Source organism: Vibrio sinaloensis, from assembly GCF_023195835.1.
GTDB classification, from domain to species: domain Bacteria; phylum Pseudomonadota; class Gammaproteobacteria; order Enterobacterales; family Vibrionaceae; genus Vibrio; species Vibrio sinaloensis_C.
In genome coordinates, this window is the sequence record NZ_CP096199.1 from 1,736,218 (window position 1) to 1,755,065 (window position 18,848).

General features: G+C 46.6%; 19 protein-coding genes. 13 read left to right on the forward strand and 6 right to left on the reverse strand.

Annotated elements, in window-relative coordinates:
- Nucleotides 1-43: 43 nt before the first annotated feature.
- Nucleotides 44-2,407 carry a DNA polymerase II gene (locus MTO69_RS07865; RefSeq protein ID WP_248328094.1) on the forward strand — a complete coding sequence of 788 codons (2,364 nt, stop codon included), beginning with the start codon at nucleotides 44-46 and terminating at the stop codon, nucleotides 2,405-2,407.
- Here MTO69_RS07865 and MTO69_RS07870 read toward each other — a convergent pair.
- Nucleotides 2,404-4,470, reverse strand: coding sequence for a PTS sugar transporter subunit IIC/EAL domain-containing protein (locus MTO69_RS07870; protein WP_248328096.1), 2,067 nt, complete (start codon nucleotides 4,468-4,470; stop codon nucleotides 2,404-2,406). The two genes, MTO69_RS07865 and MTO69_RS07870, sit on opposite strands and share 4 nt — an antisense overlap.
- A gap of 93 nt (nucleotides 4,471-4,563) precedes the next feature.
- Nucleotides 4,564-5,331 carry a nucleotidyltransferase domain-containing protein gene (locus MTO69_RS07875; protein ID WP_248328098.1) on the reverse strand — a complete coding sequence of 256 codons (768 nt, stop codon included), beginning with the start codon at nucleotides 5,329-5,331 and terminating at the stop codon, nucleotides 4,564-4,566.
- Between the two features lie 133 nt (nucleotides 5,332-5,464).
- Between MTO69_RS07875 and efpL the strand changes: the two genes are divergently transcribed.
- Together efpL and MTO69_RS07885 are read left to right on the forward strand one after the other, a co-directional pair.
- A complete protein-coding gene (efpL, locus tag MTO69_RS07880) occupies nucleotides 5,465-6,031 on the forward strand; it encodes an elongation factor P-like protein EfpL (protein ID WP_248328100.1) in 567 nt (188 codons plus the stop codon).
- Between the two features lie 2 nt (nucleotides 6,032-6,033).
- On the forward strand, nucleotides 6,034-6,354 hold the full coding sequence (locus MTO69_RS07885) for an HI1450 family dsDNA-mimic protein (RefSeq protein ID WP_248328102.1): 321 nt from the start codon (nucleotides 6,034-6,036) through the stop codon (nucleotides 6,352-6,354).
- Between the two features lie 127 nt (nucleotides 6,355-6,481).
- Here MTO69_RS07885 and ihfA read toward each other — a convergent pair whose 3' ends face one another.
- Nucleotides 6,482-6,778: an integration host factor subunit alpha gene (gene ihfA / locus MTO69_RS07890; RefSeq protein WP_004413569.1), complete on the reverse strand. Its 297-nt coding sequence runs from the start codon at nucleotides 6,776-6,778 to the stop codon at nucleotides 6,482-6,484.
- A gap of 532 nt (nucleotides 6,779-7,310) precedes the next feature.
- Here ihfA and MTO69_RS07895 point away from each other — a divergent pair.
- From MTO69_RS07895 to MTO69_RS07930, 8 genes are all read left to right on the forward strand, one after another.
- Entirely contained in the window at nucleotides 7,311-8,504 is a 1,194-nt protein-coding gene (locus MTO69_RS07895) for an acyl-homoserine-lactone synthase (protein WP_248328104.1), read from the forward strand.
- On the forward strand, nucleotides 8,497-11,028 hold the full coding sequence (locus tag MTO69_RS07900; protein WP_248328106.1) for a hybrid sensor histidine kinase/response regulator: 2,532 nt from the start codon (nucleotides 8,497-8,499) through the stop codon (nucleotides 11,026-11,028). Before MTO69_RS07895 ends, MTO69_RS07900 begins: the two co-directional genes overlap by 8 nt.
- Before the next feature lie 233 nt (nucleotides 11,029-11,261).
- Nucleotides 11,262-11,489, forward strand: coding sequence for a hypothetical protein (locus MTO69_RS07905; protein ID WP_248328108.1), 228 nt, complete (start codon nucleotides 11,262-11,264; stop codon nucleotides 11,487-11,489).
- Nucleotides 11,490-11,659: 170 nt separating this feature from the next.
- The gene (gene yciA / locus MTO69_RS07910; RefSeq protein ID WP_248328110.1) at nucleotides 11,660-12,052 is read left to right on the forward strand and encodes an acyl-CoA thioester hydrolase YciA; all 393 of its coding nucleotides are present in this window, start codon (nucleotides 11,660-11,662) and stop codon (nucleotides 12,050-12,052) included.
- 105 nt (nucleotides 12,053-12,157) lie between these two features.
- On the forward strand, nucleotides 12,158-12,454 hold the full coding sequence (locus tag MTO69_RS07915) for a YciI family protein (protein ID WP_248328112.1): 297 nt from the start codon (nucleotides 12,158-12,160) through the stop codon (nucleotides 12,452-12,454).
- Nucleotides 12,455-12,456: 2 nt separating this feature from the next.
- The gene (locus MTO69_RS07920) at nucleotides 12,457-12,864 is read left to right on the forward strand and encodes a GspS/AspS pilotin family protein (RefSeq protein ID WP_248328114.1); all 408 of its coding nucleotides are present in this window, start codon (nucleotides 12,457-12,459) and stop codon (nucleotides 12,862-12,864) included.
- Nucleotides 12,865-13,052: 188 nt separating this feature from the next.
- Complete coding sequence (locus MTO69_RS07925; RefSeq protein WP_248328116.1) at nucleotides 13,053-13,613, forward strand: VC2662 family protein; 561 nt, start codon at nucleotides 13,053-13,055, stop codon at nucleotides 13,611-13,613.
- A 248-nt stretch (nucleotides 13,614-13,861) separates the two neighbouring features.
- Complete coding sequence (locus MTO69_RS07930; protein ID WP_248328118.1) at nucleotides 13,862-14,086, forward strand: hypothetical protein; 225 nt, start codon at nucleotides 13,862-13,864, stop codon at nucleotides 14,084-14,086.
- Nucleotides 14,087-14,206: 120 nt separating this feature from the next.
- Here MTO69_RS07930 and MTO69_RS07935 read toward each other — a convergent pair whose 3' ends face one another.
- Nucleotides 14,207-14,455 (reverse strand): DUF1289 domain-containing protein, encoded by a 249-nt coding sequence (locus MTO69_RS07935; RefSeq protein WP_248328120.1) that lies wholly within the window; start codon nucleotides 14,453-14,455, stop codon nucleotides 14,207-14,209.
- A gap of 241 nt (nucleotides 14,456-14,696) precedes the next feature.
- Here MTO69_RS07935 and MTO69_RS07940 point away from each other — a divergent pair, with 241 nt between their 5' ends.
- Nucleotides 14,697-15,143 (forward strand): META domain-containing protein, encoded by a 447-nt coding sequence (locus tag MTO69_RS07940; RefSeq protein WP_248328122.1) that lies wholly within the window; start codon nucleotides 14,697-14,699, stop codon nucleotides 15,141-15,143.
- Nucleotides 15,144-15,191: 48 nt separating this feature from the next.
- Here the strand turns inward: MTO69_RS07940 and MTO69_RS07945 are convergent, their stop codons facing one another.
- Both MTO69_RS07945 and MTO69_RS07950 read right to left on the reverse strand, forming a co-directional pair.
- Nucleotides 15,192-15,788 carry a response regulator transcription factor gene (locus tag MTO69_RS07945; RefSeq protein ID WP_248328124.1) on the reverse strand — a complete coding sequence of 199 codons (597 nt, stop codon included), beginning with the start codon at nucleotides 15,786-15,788 and terminating at the stop codon, nucleotides 15,192-15,194.
- Nucleotides 15,778-17,520, reverse strand: a complete 1,743-nt coding sequence (locus tag MTO69_RS07950) for a sensor histidine kinase (RefSeq protein WP_248334439.1) — start codon at nucleotides 17,518-17,520, stop codon at nucleotides 15,778-15,780. The genes MTO69_RS07945 and MTO69_RS07950 overlap by 11 nt, the downstream gene beginning before the upstream one ends.
- Nucleotides 17,521-17,861: 341 nt before the next feature.
- Between MTO69_RS07950 and MTO69_RS07955 the strand changes: the two genes are divergently transcribed.
- Entirely contained in the window at nucleotides 17,862-18,848 is a 987-nt protein-coding gene (locus tag MTO69_RS07955; protein WP_248328126.1) for a sulfurtransferase, read from the forward strand.

Consider the following 18,848-nt stretch of genomic DNA (forward strand, 5'->3'; position numbering starts at 1 on the left):
TTATGCTAATCTATAGGCGTCTTAGGTTTACTTCACGCGTTACATGACTACTCACAACGGATTTTTACTCACTCGTCAAGCACGTGACGTTAATGGTCAAACGCAAATTGAACTCTGGCTAACCACAGACCAAGGTCCGACACAACTCGTCATTACTGGGGAGAAACCGGTATTTTTTGTTGCTCAACATCAACTCAATGACGCACAGCAGCTCGCAGCTGAGTTCCCTTTCGACATCCAATGGAAGCCGCTACCGCTCAAAACCTTTGACTTACAGCCATTAGCCGCTTGTTATTGCACCACCATTCAACACTCGCAACAGCTAAGTACGCGGCTCAAACAAAACGACGTTCAGGTTTATGAAGATGACATCCGCCTAGCCGACCGTTTCTTAATGGAGCGATTTATCAAAGGCAGTCTCACCTTCACTGGTTCAGAGCAACCCAAAGCGAATTATCGGCGAGTGAACAGCGCTAAGTGCCGCCAAGGTGACTATACGCCACAGTTAAAAGTCGTCTCGCTCGATATCGAGTGTTCACAGAAAGGGGTGCTCTATTCAATTGGCCTTGATAGCCCAATGGATAGCCGAGTGATAATGATAGGCCCAGCCCAGCAAGCAGAGACGCCGATACAGTGGGTCGACAACGAAAAAGCGTTGTTGGTTGCATTGCTCGATTGGTTTGAACGGTTTGACCCAGACGTCATTATCGGTTGGAACGTGATCGACTTTGATTTTCGCCTGCTGCATAAACGCGCTAAATTTAATCGTCTCAGACTGACGCTCGGTAGAGCCAAGCAAGCCTGTTTTTTTCGCACCTCCCAGACCACACAGCAAGCGTTTATTAGCATTCCGGGCCGTGTCGTCATGGACGGGATCGACACGCTCAAAACTGCGACTTACCATTTTCGCAGTTGGTCTCTTGAGTCTGTTTCTCAACAATTACTGGGTGAAGGTAAACAGATTCACAACGTCCATGACCGAATGGACGAAATCAATCATATGTTCAAGCATGACAAGCCCGCTTTGGCCAAGTACAACCTTCAGGATTGTGTGCTCGTCAACAAGATTTTTGCCCACACTCACCTACTCGAATTTGCCATTGAACGCTCAAGGTTAACCGGTGTTGAGCTCGATCGCGTCGGCGGCTCAGTCGCTGCATTTACCAACCTTTACCTGCCACAACTTCATCGAGCCGGTTACATCGCCCCAAACTTGCAACCAGAAAACTGGATCGCCAGCCCAGGTGGCTATGTGATGGACTCGATCCCAAATTTGTACGACTCGGTATTAGTGCTCGATTTTAAGAGCCTGTACCCGTCGATTATTCGTAGCTTCCTTATTGATCCAATGGGCCTTATTGAAGGATTACAGCAGCAGATTGGGAAAGGTGACGATCAGGCTGTCGCGGGGTTTCGCGGCGGTCAATTTCATCGCAGCAAACACTTTTTACCGCAAATGATTGAAACCCTTTGGGCGGCGAGAGATGTGGCGAAAAAGAACAATGAACAGGCGTTTTCTCAAGCCATAAAAATCATCATGAACTCGTTTTATGGGGTGTTGGGCTCCTCGGGTTGTCGATTCTTTGATACCCGCCTTGCCTCAAGCATTACCATGCGTGGCCATGAGATCATGAAGCAAACCAAACTGCTGATTGAGCAGCAGGGTTATCAAGTTATCTATGGTGATACCGATTCGACCTTCGTGTCGCTTGGCAAAGCCCATTCGCAGCAACAAGCAGACAACATCGGCCAGCAACTGGTGGATTACATCAATCACTGGTGGGCAACGCATCTCAAGCAAGAATACAATCTCATCTCAATGCTAGAGCTTGAGTATGAAACCCACTACCGCAAGTTTTTAATGCCAACAATACGTGGTCAAGAAACAGGGTCAAAGAAGCGCTACGCGGGGCTGATTGGCGAGGGAGACTCAGAGCGCATTGTGTTTAAGGGATTGGAGAGCGCACGCACCGATTGGACGCCACTGGCGCAGGAGTTTCAGCAAAGCCTGTATGCCAAAGTCTTTGCCGGTGACGATCCAAGTGAGTACATTCGTGACTTTGTTGAGCGCACCAAAAATGGCGAATTTGACCACAAGCTGGTTTATCAGAAGCGTTTACGCCGCAAACTGCACGACTACCAAAAAAACGTTCCACCACAAGTACGCGCGGCTCGAATGGCTGATGACATCAATGCCCAATTAGGCAGACCCCTACAATACCAAAATCGCGGACGCATTGAGTATCTAATTACTATTGCCGGGCCAGAGCCACGTGAGTACCAGAAAAGCGCTATTGACTATCAGCACTATATCGATAAGCAGTTGAAGCCTGTCGCTGAAGCTATTCTGCCGTTTATCGGATTAGACTTCGCCACTTTAAGCGAACCACAGTTAGGGCTCTTTTAGCTAGAAAAGCGTCGACTGTAATCCACAAGATCCTCGACTGACATCGCTTTAGCGTAATACCAACCTTGCACAGCCACCGAGCTTGAACTCGGAATATGCGCTAACTGCTGTTCGGTTTCGACCCCTTCAACAATGACATCCATCGCGAGTTGGTCGGCGATGGTTAATAAGGTTTTAAATACGCGGCGTCCTTTTTCTGATTCGAGGGCGAGCACAAATGAACGGTCAATTTTGATGCAATCGATATCAAACTGATTGAGATAACTCAACGACGAGTACCCGGTGCCAAAGTCATCGATGTGCAGCTTCACACCCATTTGGTGTAACCGATTAAATGCCAGCGTCAAACGCTGAGTGTCAGCCAGCAAAGTTTCCTCAGTTATCTCAATGTCTACAAACTTTGCGTGAGGTTTTATCATCGTCTCAAGCTTGGTTAAGCTCTCTTCATCAAGCAAGGTGGCTGGGGTAATGTTAATACTGACATTGATAAAAATCCCGTGCGCTTGCATGACACCAATATCACTGACCGCTTGTTTAACGACCCATAAGTCTAACTCTTTCATTAAGCCGGCTTTTTCTAACCAAGGTAGAAATTGGTGCGGCAGTAACTTGTTGCCCTTATCGTTAACCGCCCGAATAAGCGCCTCACAGCCCACCACTTTGTGATGCGTAGGAGAAACCTGAGGTTGGTACTCTAAGCAAAAGTCTCGTCGGCTAAGCAATTCCATCTCCCTGACAATAGCTCGGTCTTCACGCTCCTTTTTCGCCAGTTCTACGACTGGGTCATAGCTCAGGGTTTGCGCCTCCTCTTGACGGCGGGTAAAGCTAGTATCGAGGGCGGTCAGATGTATGGCTTGCTTATCATAAGCATGACCGATCGCTTTTACTGCCGGATAGTAAATCCCTATACCAACTACGAGATTGAATGCTTGAAGCAGTACCGCCGAGAGATCACCATTGGTTGCCACCAGCGCATTGAAAAAAATCGGACTATTAAAGGGAACCGAGACACTTGGCGAGGCGACCAACCCGAGAGAAACGGCGCTCATGCTCACGACTACATTCGCCATCGGAGCCAGTAAAAATGGCACCAACAAACGCGGATTTAAAATGATCGGCAAACCAAACAGCAATATCTCATTAATATTGAGCAGCCCAATCGGGATGCTCGCCATCGCGATCAGTTTTAAGCTTTTCTGTTTAGTGAACAATAGTAGCGCGATCACCAGCGATAAAGTGGCACCACTGCCGCCAATAAACACGAAAGCGCCCATGAATGAGAGGTTCATCGGATACGCGCCCTCTCCTCCTGCCAACACGGTAGAGTAATTTAAGTTACTCGCTTCTTGCAGCAACTCGACCAAGGGCAACAACGCATAATAGCCATGCACACCGACAAACCACAGTAGCGAGTTCAGTACACTAAAGGTGACGCCAAAAAGAGTGGGACTATTAGCGTAATCGACGTTCATTAGAGACAGCAGTGACAAATCACTCATACCACTAAACAGCAGCAGATTGACCACCACCACCAGCGCACTGGTGAGTACCGCGGGCATGACCAGATTCAGCGACTCTTTCACTATATGCCCGGCACTATCAATTTTCGTTAATTGTAGTGACGGATAACGCAGCAGCAGTGCAAGTACCGGAATGGCATAGAGTGGCGTCAAAATGGCCATGATGATTTGAAAGGTCAGCACAGTCTGCTGTTCGGGCATCAGTTTAGCCACAAGGATCAAGTAAAGAATCGACAGCAATGCAATCGGTGGGCGCGGCAGTCGCCACTGCATGGCAAGTACGTAAGAGATGGTAGCCGTCATTAAATAAGGAAAAAACAGCGCGATGCCATCATGAAGACCGTACAGAGCACTCACCCAAGCGGTCCGATAGCCAAGGACAAACTCACCTAAACAGGCGAGTAACAGACAGAATGATGAAATCATCAAACAGGGAATGAGCCAAACCATCCCCTCTCGTATCGCCTGAAACGAAGGGATAATAAACTTTGAAAACCACGTTGATAGCGTCGTTGAGACGCGGTTTAAGCTTGACGCTTCCATTGCTCTGCTAACTCCTTTACTCCTTGTATAAAGTTAGCAGCTAGATGAGCTTTCTATAACTAAAAAACCAAAATAATGCGATCCGACAGCGTGTTAGCCAATCTTGAATTCAGTCTTCTTATATTGCTTGCTTAGCCATTCACCAAACCCATCTAAAATACCAATCACCGAGCGTTTGGCAATCAATCTCCCACTGAGCAGTATGCCCAGCCTCTCGATCTCAACGCGCTTTTCGGGATGGTAACGCAAAAAGGCCTGACCGCATTCAATGGGGTCATCATACCAACATTTGTCTTTGTACATCACCAAGGAGTAGCTGGCCCTTAATAGCTTCTTGGCAATGATTTTTTGCGCGCGGATTTGGTCAGAGTCTTTATCGGCACGTGCGATGCGGTTGCGATACACCGCTACCCAATCTTCCACATCCATATTCCAGTGTTTGGCTATCTCCCAACTCGGCTCATAGTCACCAAAACACTCCGACAAATCGTCGCCGTAGATGCACACCGCGCAATGTCGCAACTGAAATCCCCACGAAAATATGCTCTCTAAACTAGCCACTTCACTGACCAGCGCAGTTTTAAAGTTGATTTCAGTAATAAACGGATAAGCTTTTTGAAAACGCCAACGAATCGAGTTAAACAACGTGGTTTTGACGTCACTGAAAGGGGTCTGAGTCACCACAATGACATCAAGGTTGGATTGGTTCGGCTTGGCAGTTTTACGCGCAACACTGCCGTATAAATACAGACTATGCAGGTTCTCTCCTAGCCCGGTCTTCACGAAGCTCACCAGCGCGTCGATCGCTGGCTGATACTGAGGTTGAAACGCTTCATTTGGGTCTATGGTGGATAGATGCATTTGATTGATAACGGATTAATCAGGTGGTAATAGAGCTATGTTCGCTCAGCATGATTGATCAATCAAGATATTCCTTCCGCAATTGTCTCGATATATAATGCAGCGACTAATTCACATACGAAGGAAATTGTTCATGCCAAAGGCGAGTGAACTGAAAAAAGGTTTTGCGATTGAATCGAACGGCAAAACGCTACTGATCAAAGATATCGAAGTCACAACCCCTGGTGGCCGTGGCGGCGCAAAAATTTACAAACTTCGCTGTACCGACCTGACGACAGGCGCTCGCGTGGATGAGCGTTTCAAGTCTGACGATGTGCTAGAGACAGTGGACATGTTCAAGCGCGCTTCCTCTTTCTCTTATGTTGATGGTGATGAATACATCTTCATGGACAATGAAGACTTTACTCAGTACACCTTTAAGCAAGACGACATCCAAGACGAGTTGATGTTCATCAACGAAGAGATCCAAGGTTTGCACGTTATTCTGGTGAATGGCAACGCGGTAGGTCTAGAACTTCCAGCCTCTGTTGAGCTTGTCATTGAAGAGACCGATCCTTCTATTAAAGGGGCCTCAGCTTCTGCTCGCACTAAACCAGCTCGCTTTGCTACCGGTCTGACAATCCAAGTACCTGAGTACATAGCAACAGGTGATCGCGTGGTTATCAACACCACTGAACGCAAATACATGAGCCGAGCGTAACTATGAGCGAGCTAATCTCTTACGACGAAGCCATTGATACGGCCTACGATATTTTTCTCGAAATGGCCCCAGATAACCTAGAGCCTGCGGATGTCATTCTATTCACCGCTCAGTTCGACGAACGCGGCGCCGCCGAGCTAGTTGAAACTGGCGATGATTGGGCAGCTCATGTTGGATTTGACGTCGATAAAGAGACCTATGCGGAAGTTCGAGTGGGTTTAGTCAACGAACAGGATGATGTGCTTGACGATGTGTTCGCAAGGCTGTTGATTAGCCGAGACCCTGAACATAAGTTCTGTCACGCATTGTGGAAACGCGACTAACACTTGCTAGTTAAGCTCAGATACGAAAACGCCCCAGCATTGACTGGGGCGTTTATATATCTAGCGGTTTACAGCCGATAGTTTATCGAGTAAACCGGTCGCGTTTGGTACAATCTCGCGCTAAGCGCTAATCATCTATTTTGATGTTCTCTACGCGAGCTTTCAGTTTTTGACCTGGGCGAAAGGTCACAACGCGACGAGCACTGATTGGAATGTCTTCACCGGTCTTGGGATTTCGACCTGGACGTTCATTTTTGTCGCGAAGATCAAAATTGCCGAAACCAGACAGTTTTACCTGTTCGCCACTTTCAAGTGCTTTACGAATTTCTTCGAAAAACGCCTCAACCGTTTCCTTGGCATCCCGTTTACTGTATCCAAGCTTTTCAAACAGGTTCTCAGCCAAATCGGCCTTTGTGAGCGCCATAAAACTTTCCTCAAAGCTGTGTTAAACATTGCTACCTCAAGGCAGCACCCTAACTTTCGCTAAGCCAATCAACAACATATCGGCTCTACACAGGAAAGTGTATGACAAGCTTATGATTTTCGCCAACTTTTTTATTACCCGAAGTGTTTTAATCTGAAAATACAACAACATAGCGTGTCGATCTTACAGTATTTCCACTAAGCTTCGTCAAAAAATATTGTTAAACATCAGCACATTAGCCCATTACTGACAATTTAGTCAGATAAAGTCTCTAAATTGAGCCATTTAACAAAATAACTCGTTGATATTAAAACGTTCAATGACGATCTCAACCATACCCAGTTTTGTGCGGTGCAAGGATAAGCCAGATTCCCTTGATCTCAGTAACGATAGTGAGATCTGACCACAACATTGCTACTTCCTCGGTTGCATATCAACGGCATATCTACTAATAATCACCGATGTATAAAAAATAATAATTAAGCGTTAATAATTCGCTAAATACTCAATAACAATATGTTGGCTAATTCGTATGACTTTACTCTCCACACTTTCGGCTTGCTTGCAGCGCGAAACGCTCGACGATGCTGCTCGCCACGAGCTGTATCGACAACTCACTCAAGATTCTTGTTTTGTTTTTTACCGAGACTGGTTCACCAGCTTAATCAACAAGCGTAAACAAATGGTGCTCGACCGGCATCCTAAGTTTGTTCATTCCAGTCTGAGCACGATTTTCCACTCAGCCGAATATTTACAGTTGGTGGATGAAGGCCCAACGGCGAGTAGCACTGCCAGACGTGAACTCAACTGGGCACTAGAGAAAGTCGCACTGAAACATTTTCACTCTCTGGGGAAAATGTGGGCCTGGCTAGAGATCAGTAAAATCCAGCACGATAAGCAATTAACCACACAGTTGGCGCCAGGATTAAGCTACATGGATGATGACTACCATGGGCTATTGGTTGACGATGTTGCGCGCAGCGATTTGTTCGTCACCTCTCCACACAGTGAGGGCTTATTTACCATCGCTCAAGCCATTTGTCTCGCTAACCTGAAGCTGTTTGTGTTGGAACAATCTTGGTATGAACTGCTCCCCTTGCTACACCACTCCGCTAAGGGGTGTCATTTTGTGCTACTGCATCAACCCATCCCAGATACACCACCTTGTTTGGCAGCCAGTGCCATGATCACCGACTGGGCACAACATAAGCGTTGGTTAAGTTTCAGCCCCTTCTTTCAACATCAACACTGGCAACCTTTAATCGAAGAACGCACCTCAAAGCTACTCAATCAAAGCGGCGCTTTTGTTAACCTTGTTCCAAATATTGGCTCTTTGGCTGATTTTGACCATCAGTGTCGAGAAAATGTCAATTCAAGCGCAAAGCTTTGTGAAATACTGCGATTAACAACCGCTGGCAGCGCGCGACAACGGCTCTATCTGCTTTATCTGGCGCAAAAGGAGATGGCCAAGGCGCTTTATCGGGCTGGTTATCAATGCGCCTATACCATTATTGAGAACCCTTGGTTGCTCAATTTTTACGCACAGCTTAGTGATTGTGCTTACATCAACACTGGACGATACTGCATCGACCATTTAGGCTACCCAACTTATCGCGGCGTTTGGTTGGTGGAGTCTTTCCATCAGCAGTACACCTGTATCGATTTCAAACAATATCAGCAAATGGTTAGAACAACACAACGCAACCTAGAGGTACACGATGCTTGATTCCATCACAAGCGTTGAACTGCACCCAGTGTTTGTGCTCTTAATGCTGGTTTCATTTGTGATTTTACAATGGAACCTCTACTTCATTCGTTCGGTCAGGCGCCGACCGCAGTCGCGGCTCAAGCACATTAGAGCCCCATATTTATTGTACTGTTTGTCGATTCTTGGCTGGGTGTTGAGTAACGCCTACTTCTTCTCACCTTTACTGGTCGCATGGGGTGACAATGCTGCAATCGTGGCCGCGATCGTCGCTAACCTGTTCTCCTACTCCGCCTTTGCCAATGCATATATTGTCTGTTTAATGCTGGCTAAAGGAAATCGCCGCTCCACCAAAGTAAAACTTGGTGTGCTTGGGGTGATTTCAACCGGTGTAGTGTTAGCAAACCTGTTCAACTACGAGATGATCACCAGTATTTCTATCGAAAAAGCTGGCGTGTTCGGGCTGCAATTTGGCGGCTCAACCAGCTATTTCTTCGCTATCGTACTGTGTCTGATTTTGCTGACGTTTGAATGTGTCGTTCAATACTCGCGCAGTGCCAAGCCTCTTCAGCATATTAAGTCGCTCTATATGCTATTTGGCATGAGTATTTTTATGGTCTCGACACTGTTGATCCATGTTGTGATACCGATGATCTACGATGACTTCTCGTTAGCTTGGTTACCACCAGCGCTTTCTATTTCAGAAATGATGCTGATGGGCTATGCCTTAGTCACCTCAAGATTTTACAGTAATCGACACATACTGTTTCGTATGTTGAGTGTGGCATTGTCAGTCACTGCGATAGCCCTGCCACTGTTTATTGTTTTAACGGCGACAGAATCCGAGCAACTGCTGTTTGCTACTATAATCGCTACCTTGTTGACTGGCCTATTTTGGCGAGGGTTGAACCACTACAGTGAGCGATTAGCCAGCCGATTGATATTCGGTGAAAGCCTGCCGCCACAACAGAAAATCTATCGACTTGCCGAAGAGTTTCAAACATCAATCGATGAACCGCTGCGTAAAGTAGCCAGTATCTTAAAAATTGATCAAGACGCCATTCAGCTTATTTCTAATGTGCAAGATGAACCCTTGTACACTAAACATCTAAAAAATCGAACCAGCGTATTGGTGTTGGAAGAGATTGAAGAGAGCCTGCCACAAATCCAAAATCGCAAAGAGATTCTTTCAATGCGTCAGTTGTACCAAAAAATGGACAACGACAATGTCGCCATGGTGCTGCCTATCTTTGATCGCACCCACCATGTCTCTCATCTGCTGATTGCCCATCGCAAGCACAATGGTCGCCTGTTCTACGGAGAAGAGATAGAGGCGCTGCAGCTAGTGGTCAAAAAGGCCCAGGGATATATCAATGCGGGCCTGAAAATAAAGCAATCTCAAGCACTGGCGAACTCTATCGCACACGAAATGCGTAATCCTTTGGCACAAGCACAACTAGAATTTGAGTACATCAATCAGCTTATCGAGCAAAAAAGTGGTCATCATGCATTATCCGAACATGTAGACAAAGGCAAACAAGCGATTGAGCGCGGTAAACAGCTGATTGATATTATTCTGCGTGAAGTCAACGACGCCTCGCTGGCACTCGAACCGGCAGAGCCCACCGCTATAGCGCCGATCATTCGTACAACTGTTGAGCAGTATGGCTTTGAGCAAGGCGGTCACCGTCAGAGAGTCTCTTTGCACCTTGACGAAGACTTTGTCGTATCGATCAACGATACCCTATTTAGTTTTGTGCTGTTCAACCTGCTGCGCAACGCCATCTACTACTTTGATTCCTATCCGAATAGCCGCATCGAAATCCGCACCCAAAAAGGGCGCTATGAAAACTACCTAATATTTCGCGATAGTGGCCCTGGTATTCCACCCAATTTAATCAATCGGGTATTTGATGACTTTTTCAGCCACAACAAGAGTGGGGGAAGTGGCCTCGGATTGGGCTATTGTCAACGAGTAATGAACGCGTTTGGTGGCAGCATCAGTTGTGAGTCCGAGCCAAATCGCTACACCGAATTCACTCTCTCCTTCCCCGCAACCAATTTGAGTTTAGAGCAAGTGGTGATGCACAACCCAGCGGCCGATATCGGTGTTGCACCTCAGGCGAACCAGGCGCAGGTTAATCTAACACCAGCAGAGCCAAACTCGAACCGAAAGGCACTGCCGCTCATTTTGGTTGTCGACGACAAGGAAATACAGCGCGCGCTAGTCAAACTCTACTTAGAGCAGCTAGGCTATGGCGTGGTTCTGGCCAATAACGGCAAAGTTGCGATTGAAATTATCCACAGTAACCCGATTGACTTGGTGTTTATGGACATCCAAATGCCAGTGATGGATGGTTTCGAAGCCGCGAGCATTATCAAGCAGCACTACCCTACCATCCCTATCATTGCGCTTTCTGGAGAATCGGGCGTCAAAGATATTCAAAGAATGAGCGAACTGATGGACGGTCGCTTGACTAAACCGACCACCAAGGAGGCGCTTAGTACCATGCTCGACTCCATCTTTACTTTCGAACCAAATTAAAGTCAAAAAGGTGGCAGACTCATTCCCATTTTGCCACTCATAATGAAGCTTATCGCTATCAAAGGACGCAATGTTGCGTCCTTTCATTTTTCAAGCTGTTGTAATCCAACAAGAAACACAAATGTCGCATCATTGTAATTAAGTCTCAACCAGAATGGCATCAAATATGCTTCAACATTAGCAATGCAACAAGAGCGGCATGGGCCACTATGCTGCGCCTAGAGAGGTACGTTATGGAAGTTCAACGTCACACCTACTACAGACTGATTCACGCTGGTATTAAAAGCCTGCTGGTTGACCGTGTTGGCCACTTCACTGAGCTCGAATACCATCAATATTTAAACGGCATGACCGGAAAATCGAGTTGTTTTTCAATGAGCGATGAGGAACTGCTTTTTACTGTAGAGAGTCTCCGTGATGAAGGCTACTTGGAAGATTACAAGCGCATCATGCAGTTGTAACCGTTTAGGTGACTGGGGATTTGTTATCACTCGAGCAACATAACCAGCCTGAGCTTATCACCACATCTTTGCTATCTGCTTGCCTCTAGCGATTCACAGACAAGTTTTGCTACAATTGCCCCTTTTCAGCGACCCTATTGGTCGCTGTTTTGTTTGTTGCGGATGTCAATATGAGTCAAGAAAACCATACCCCGAAAGGACAACTTCTACTAAGAACCCTTGCTATGCCAGCCGATACCAACGCTAATGGTGATATTTTTGGCGGCTGGATTATGTCACAGCTCGATCTGGCGGGCGGCATTTTGGCTAAAGAGATTTCATCTGGGCGCATTGTCACAGTCTCGGTTTCCGGTATCACCTTTAAAAAACCAGTGAGAGTGGGTGACGTCGTTTGCTGTTATGGTGAGTGCACTAAAATCGGTCGTACATCGATGAGTATTGATTTGGAGGTTTGGGTCAAGCCAGTAAAAGAACATGGTTTAGAGGATCGATACATGGTCTGCGATGCGACTTTCAACTATGTGGCCATTGATGGGGACGGTAAACCGCGTCCGATTAAGTAAGGCAATGAAGTTCATCAAATTATCTACAACTCTGTGCTTTCAAATCGTCGCGATTCGGGTAGAGTGTAGTCACTGTGAACATCATTGCAAAAAGGACAGCAGATCATGTGGTATGTCATTTTCTCTCAAGACGTAGAAAACTCTCTGGAGAAACGCCTTAGCGTGCGCCCAGCACATCTAGAACGCTTACAAAAACTCCAAGATGAAGGACGTTTGCTCACTGCAGGCCCAATGCCAGCCATCGACTCTAATGATCCAGGCACAGCCGGTTTTACTGGTTCAACCGTGATCGCCGAGTTTGAATCATTGCAACAAGCACAAGCTTGGGCTGATGCCGACCCATACGTCGCCGCAGGGGTCTATCAGAACGTGATCGTCAAACCGTTTAAGAAAGTGTTCTAACCATGCGTTTCTCCCTCCGCCCTGTTGCCTGCATAGCATTAGCGAGTATGTTACTGGCTGGCTGTTCCAGCGCCGATGCAGAGAGGCAACGCCACTTAGCGATGGTAGCAGAGAGCCGCGCTAACCTGTTGGCGGCAGAGCTGCCGATTGAAGCAGGTCCTTTGTCCATTTTGCGCGCCAACGCCAACCAAACCACTATCGAAATTATGATGGTTTACAATCAAGATGCTAAAGGGGCCAAGCCGATTAAACAGGTGCTCAATAGTAGTATTCGTACCTACTGCACCCATCCTGATACCCAAAAAAATCTCGATGTAGGGCTGAGCTACCGTGTAAAAATGCGCAATAGCCGCGGCCAATTGATGGCAGATGAACTCATCACCAAACAACGCTGTGGTTCGATCAACTAAACACGCCTCATAGATAAAAACCTTGCAGCCGCAAGGTTTTTTGCTTCAAGTTTGCGATTAACTCACTAAGCAATCAGATTTTTACCGCTATTCTCACCGCGTTTTAACAATGCATCTATACTGTTTGCGTAAGCTATCGTGAGCATATGCTGACATAATAAATGTTAATCACTAATCTTGGAGTAACTATGAAAAAAGTATTAACCGCAGTGGCAATAACCTCCGCATTGAGCTCCTCTCTGGCTTTTGCAGCCTCACCAGTGATGTTTTCATCGATCAATGAGTTCAACGCACCAGATAATAGCCAAGTTTCTGGCGTACGCCTGTCTGCCCTTCACGGCAAAGTAGACAGCGTGAAAGGTGTCGATTTCTCAGTTGTGGGTATGTCTGAAACCAACACAACGACAGGGGTGAATTTTGGTCTGTTTCTTGGCGCATCAAAAGTGAATCAGGAGATGACCGGAGCATCTCTTGGTTTATTGAACTGGAATGAAGGTTTAACCACTGGTCTAAACCTAGGCGCAGTCAACCTAACTAACGACGTGAAAGGTGCCAATATTAGTGTTGTTAACTACTCTGAAGGCAATACCATGGTAGATGTGGGCGCTGTAAATATGTCGAGCGAGTCGGCAGTCCAAGTGGGCATTTTCAATAAAACCTCAAAGATTGAAGGGGTTCAAGTTGGCTTGATTAACTGCGCCGACAACGGCTTTCTGCCCTGCTTCCCGATTATCAACTTCGGTATGTAACCTCGCTAAAAAACAAAAAGCCTTACGAGGCTTTTTGTTTTTATGAATTTTTTATGAACGCCTAGTTCCTCTTCTTTATACCTTGACCAACATAAAATCAGCGACCTACGTTGCCCCCGCTCCACTTGTAGACCCTATCCCTCAGTCTCACCTGTTAAAAACGAGCACTTTTTAACCAACTTTCATTGACGCTTTGTAGTTCAACTTCTAACTTTTCATATTAGTGTCATAACAAGGAGGATCACCGCATGAAACGCGCAAGCAACTCATACCGTCTGCAACTAATCAAAGAAGTAGCAACTCGTCAGCAACGACTGCACAGCGGTGATCCGATGGCGAACTATATTCAGCATCTACTTGATGATAAACCGAAAAATGAGCGCAGTAATAACGAAGTCAATCATCGCTTTGCGGGTACGCATTTTGATGAAAGTGCAGGCGGCTGGATCAGTGATCGCTGGGGAATGAAGTAGCTGAAAGCCATCCACTTTGGCCACAAAACGACTGTGTCGACGACAATTTAAATCACGCCACTAGGGATTTAAACTATCCAGAATGACCGAGTATTGTTCTGACCAAAACGAAACTCTGCTCTAGAACAAAGTTTGCTGCGGATCGCTGGTTGTCGTTGACTCATCACTCGGGGTTTGATTTTTTCTGATTTTTCGCAAGTAGCGCTGACGACATAGTTTTATCACGTGCAATTGCTGGGCTGGAGTCATGTTTAGCCAGTTGAAGCGCTCTTCTCTTTTGCGCATACAACCCTGGCAGTAACCTTTGTCGTCAACGGTACAAACGCCAACACAAGGACTGGGAACGGTAAAAAACTCTAGTTGCTCCAAACTCTCTCCCTCAAATACCAACCCCAAGTGCTATCCCAATCAGACTAGTTATCAAAACACCGAGTTCTTCTAATTGCCATTACTCTACGCGCATTTTATTGCTTGGCTTATCAATGAATTCCATTATGTGACTAGTAGCAAACTATGACTTAATATTGACAAATGAGCGTGCCATTTAACTATACTGCACCCATCAAAGTCGCAGCTTGACTTACTTATTCATCCATTGGAGTTGAACTATATGAAGCTTAGCCTAAAAACGCTATTTGCCGCAATTTCCCTTCCTTTGATCGTTACAGCATGTGCAAGTAATGGTGACGATATGAAAGCAATAACCGCTCAAGATTTACAGCATCACAACTGGGAGTTGGTGAGCATCGATGGTAAAGCGCTTGAGTTATCTGAGAAGCAAAAGGCCCCGCGTCTTGAAGTAGGTGAAAAAATGACGGCCAACGGTAACGCAGGGTGCAATAACTTCTTTGGTCAAGCAGAGCTCAAAGACAATCAGTTCCGCATCGAAAAGATGGGCATGACGATGAAGATGTGTGTCGGCGACATCATGGACATTGAGCAAGCATTTTCTCAAACGCTCTCTGACTGGAGCGACATGTCTTTGACCAAGGACACTATGGTGTTGAAGAACGACGTTCATACACTCACGTTCAAACTTAACGACTGGAAGTACTAATACTACCCGTTCAGTAGATGCAAAAAGCAGTCGAGTCGGCTGCTTTTTCTATAATAAATGGCCGACTTTGACCATTAAGCTGGCCACACTAGTGACTTCAAGCTTCTTCATGATATTTGACCGATGCACTTCCACGGTTCTTAACGATACACACAGCTTATCTGCGATCTGTTGATTTTTTAATCCTTGACCAATCACCGCCAAAACTTGTTTCTCGCGGTTCGTTAGCACTTCCAATATCTGGCGCTGCGCGATTTCTTCCATCCTGCGCTCCGACTCGGCCAAGGCTTTATCAATGGCTGCAACAAGTTGATCGCCATTAACCGGTTTTTGGAAAAAATCGTAGGCTCCAGCTTTTAAGGCATCAACTGCCATCGGTACATCACCATGGCCAGTCAAATAGATCACACTAAGTGGGCTGGCTTGCTCATTCAATAATTGATGAACCTCTTGACCTCGTAAGCCAGGCATTCTGCTGTCCAAAATGACACAGCCAGCTTGATCCAGTTTGGCTTGCTTAAGAAAGTCTTCACCACGTTCAAACGAAACAATACGATAGCCATAGCTATTAAGCATAAACTCCATCGATTCGAGCACTGACGGCTGATCATCAACTAGGTACACACAGCGACCACTATTTTGCATTGTTCTGCTCCTTGTATGGCAGTTCGACTGACACTTGACAACCCGATGGCTGTATAGGCCGATAACGAATAGAACCATGATGACTTTCGATAACGTCACGGCAGATGGCTAAGCCCAAACCGATCCCATGGGGCTTGGTGGTATAGAAAGCCGTTTCGAGTGGGATAGCACTGCTATCAAAACCGATCCCATTATCAATGATTTCGACGTAAACCGTCTCTTGGGTATAGATCAGATGAACTTCAACAATAAGTCGTTGCGATAGCGGCTGACGACTCACACAAGCGTCTTTGGCATTGGTTAAAAGGTTAATCACTACCTGCTGCAGACCTATCGCATCGCCAAACACCGCTTTCGGCAATCCTGAGTATTCAAAGTGAATTTCGACACCCGCCCTATCATACTCATAACTCACTAGCGCAATCGACTCATTGATCAGAGCGATCATATCTACATTCCGTTTCTGAGTGGGCTTTTTATTGATCAGCCCTCTCAAGCGCTGAACAATATCACTCGCTGAGTTTACTTGCTGCTGGATCTTTTGCAGTACCACCTCTAACTGTTCAGGGGCGATCCCTTGCTCTAACTGCTTGCTCGCCCCTTGGCTATAGTTTTTAATGACCGCCAACGGCTGATTTAGTTCATGAGCGAGACTGCTACCCAATTCACCGACAATTGTCACCCGTTGTGCATGCTCTAATAACGCACTTTTGCGGCGTAAATCGTCATCGACTTTAGTCAACCTCGCTTGGTTGCGCTTAAAGCGCCACTGCAACCAAAAGTGGTAAAGCGTCACCAGCAGCAGCAACAAAATAAACGACAGTGCCATCGGCCGATTATGATCTAACCAATGATAAATCTTTTGTTGAAGTGTTTTTTGCAATGGATGTAAGTCGAGATGTTTGTATACATTGTCAACACTCACGCTCGGCACCGGAAGCATCCAACCAAGGTTACCTGCCGCCAACGCAGCCGGACTATCGGCTTCAAGGCTAAATAAACGTTGCATCACATACTGTCCCACTTCGGTCGAACAACGTTCACTCATCGCAAAGGTCCAATTTGCATATAAGGGCGTACTAACTCGACATACCGAATTGGCGGGTCGTTTTTCATTGAGCACCCGAACCTGGTCGAGCGAGACTTTGCCTTCAGAGACTAGGCTTTCGAGCGTACAGGCTGGCACGATCGCCACTTCAAAACGCCCCGCAAGCATGTCAAGAATGATGTTGTCTGTGGGCGGGCCAGTACATTGAATATTATTGAAAAACTTATTGTGGAATAACCCGAGTCGGTCAAGCTCATAACGCAACACCAAAAAGCCACCAAAAGCCTGTTCAGAGACCGCCGCAATCTTCGCACGGTCAATATCGGCCAATTGCTTAAAACGCGAGTTATTTGCAACGATCACGACCGACGCAATGGATTTGTTAGGAATATCGCTAAATGCGGTCTTTTGCGTCGCCAGCCAACTCACGGGAAATTCACGGGCCAGTTTGGTCGCTTGCCCCGGACTCGTGAGTATAAAGTCGAGCTTTTGCTGTCGAAATGCCTCATCCAATTGCTTGAAATCGTAGGTATGCAAGTTGAAATGGTATTCAGGGTGGTCATTGAGCCAATCAATAGTGGGCTGCCACTGCTGCTGGGTATGGTGGTGGCCCCGCAACGCTAAGATACCAACATCAAACTCTCGACGCTCATCAGTGCGTTGAGCAAAGACACTACTGGTCATCAAGGTTAATACTAGAACTATTAGACTCACTCGCACTCGTTTTACCCGCTGTATTCATTTTAGAGCTCGACTGCTCTCATCAACTATTTTCCACCGTGGCGTCCCTTGGCTTTGTTGCGTTAGATCAATCACACATCATTATTGTGGAAAACCACAATAGAGCACCAATTCCAATTTCCCCAAAATGCCATACCCATAAAGGGCTAGGCCGACAACACGCTATGTAAGAAGCGGGTAGAACAATAAACAACAACCTTACCGCGCCTCGACCCAAACCAAATTCAAGCTGCGCAGTGTTGCACTGAGTAGCAAACTTTTAAAATCGTTATGGAAGCATAAACATGAAAAAATCCACCCTTGCACTCGGCGTTCTCGCTGCTTCAGTGGCAATCGGCTACCCACTATACAATAGTCTATTGGGCGCAAAAGCGGTTCAGGTGAGCGAGTCTGCGCAAGTAAACAAGTTTGCCGAGTATCATCATAGTGACAGTTTCATCACCGCCCAATCACTCAACCAAATGATGCATTCGGGCCAAGATGTGGTTGTGATTGGCGCGTTGAACCCGCTGAAACCAGATCAGCCGATCGCGGGGTCTTTCTCTATGTGGCGCTCTGACTACTCAGCAAAAGATGGGGCGTACGATTTTGGTGGCATGCGTAACAGCACTGAAGAGATGGAATCTATTCTCAGCCAGTATGGCGCTACGCCAGAATCAACGATCGTGGTCTACGCAGCGAACGCACACCATGATGCTGCGCGCCTGTATTGGCAAATCAAAAACTTAGGCCACCAAGACGTACGCTACCTTGACGGTGGTTTGAATGCTTGGATCGGTGCCGGTCTCCCAACTGGCAAGAGTGAGCCAGTCGTAACCGCTACTCAATATAAAGCCCCGCAACCACAACAAGAGTCGCAAGCACTTGCGACTCTTGACATGGTACTGAATGCCCAGCAGCACACAGATGAATGGGTGATCATCGATACCCGTGGTAACGATGAGTTTGATGGCAGTGCGACCAAGTCTGGCGCTTACGGTCCGGGCACTATTGCGAGTAGCGTTCACATCAACTGGACACAAGCACTCAACGACGACACGACACTAAAGTCGGCTAGCGAACTAAAAGCACTTTACGGTGATGTCATCCAAGGTAAGAAAGTTATCGCTTACTGTCAGTCAGGTGTCCGTTCGGCACACACTAGCATGGTGTTAACCGAAGTACTCGGCGCTGAAGAAGTCTACAACTATGACGGCTCTTGGATCGAATACAGTCACGCACATTACGAGAAAAATCACCCACAAGTGAATGTCATCAACGGTAAAGGCTAA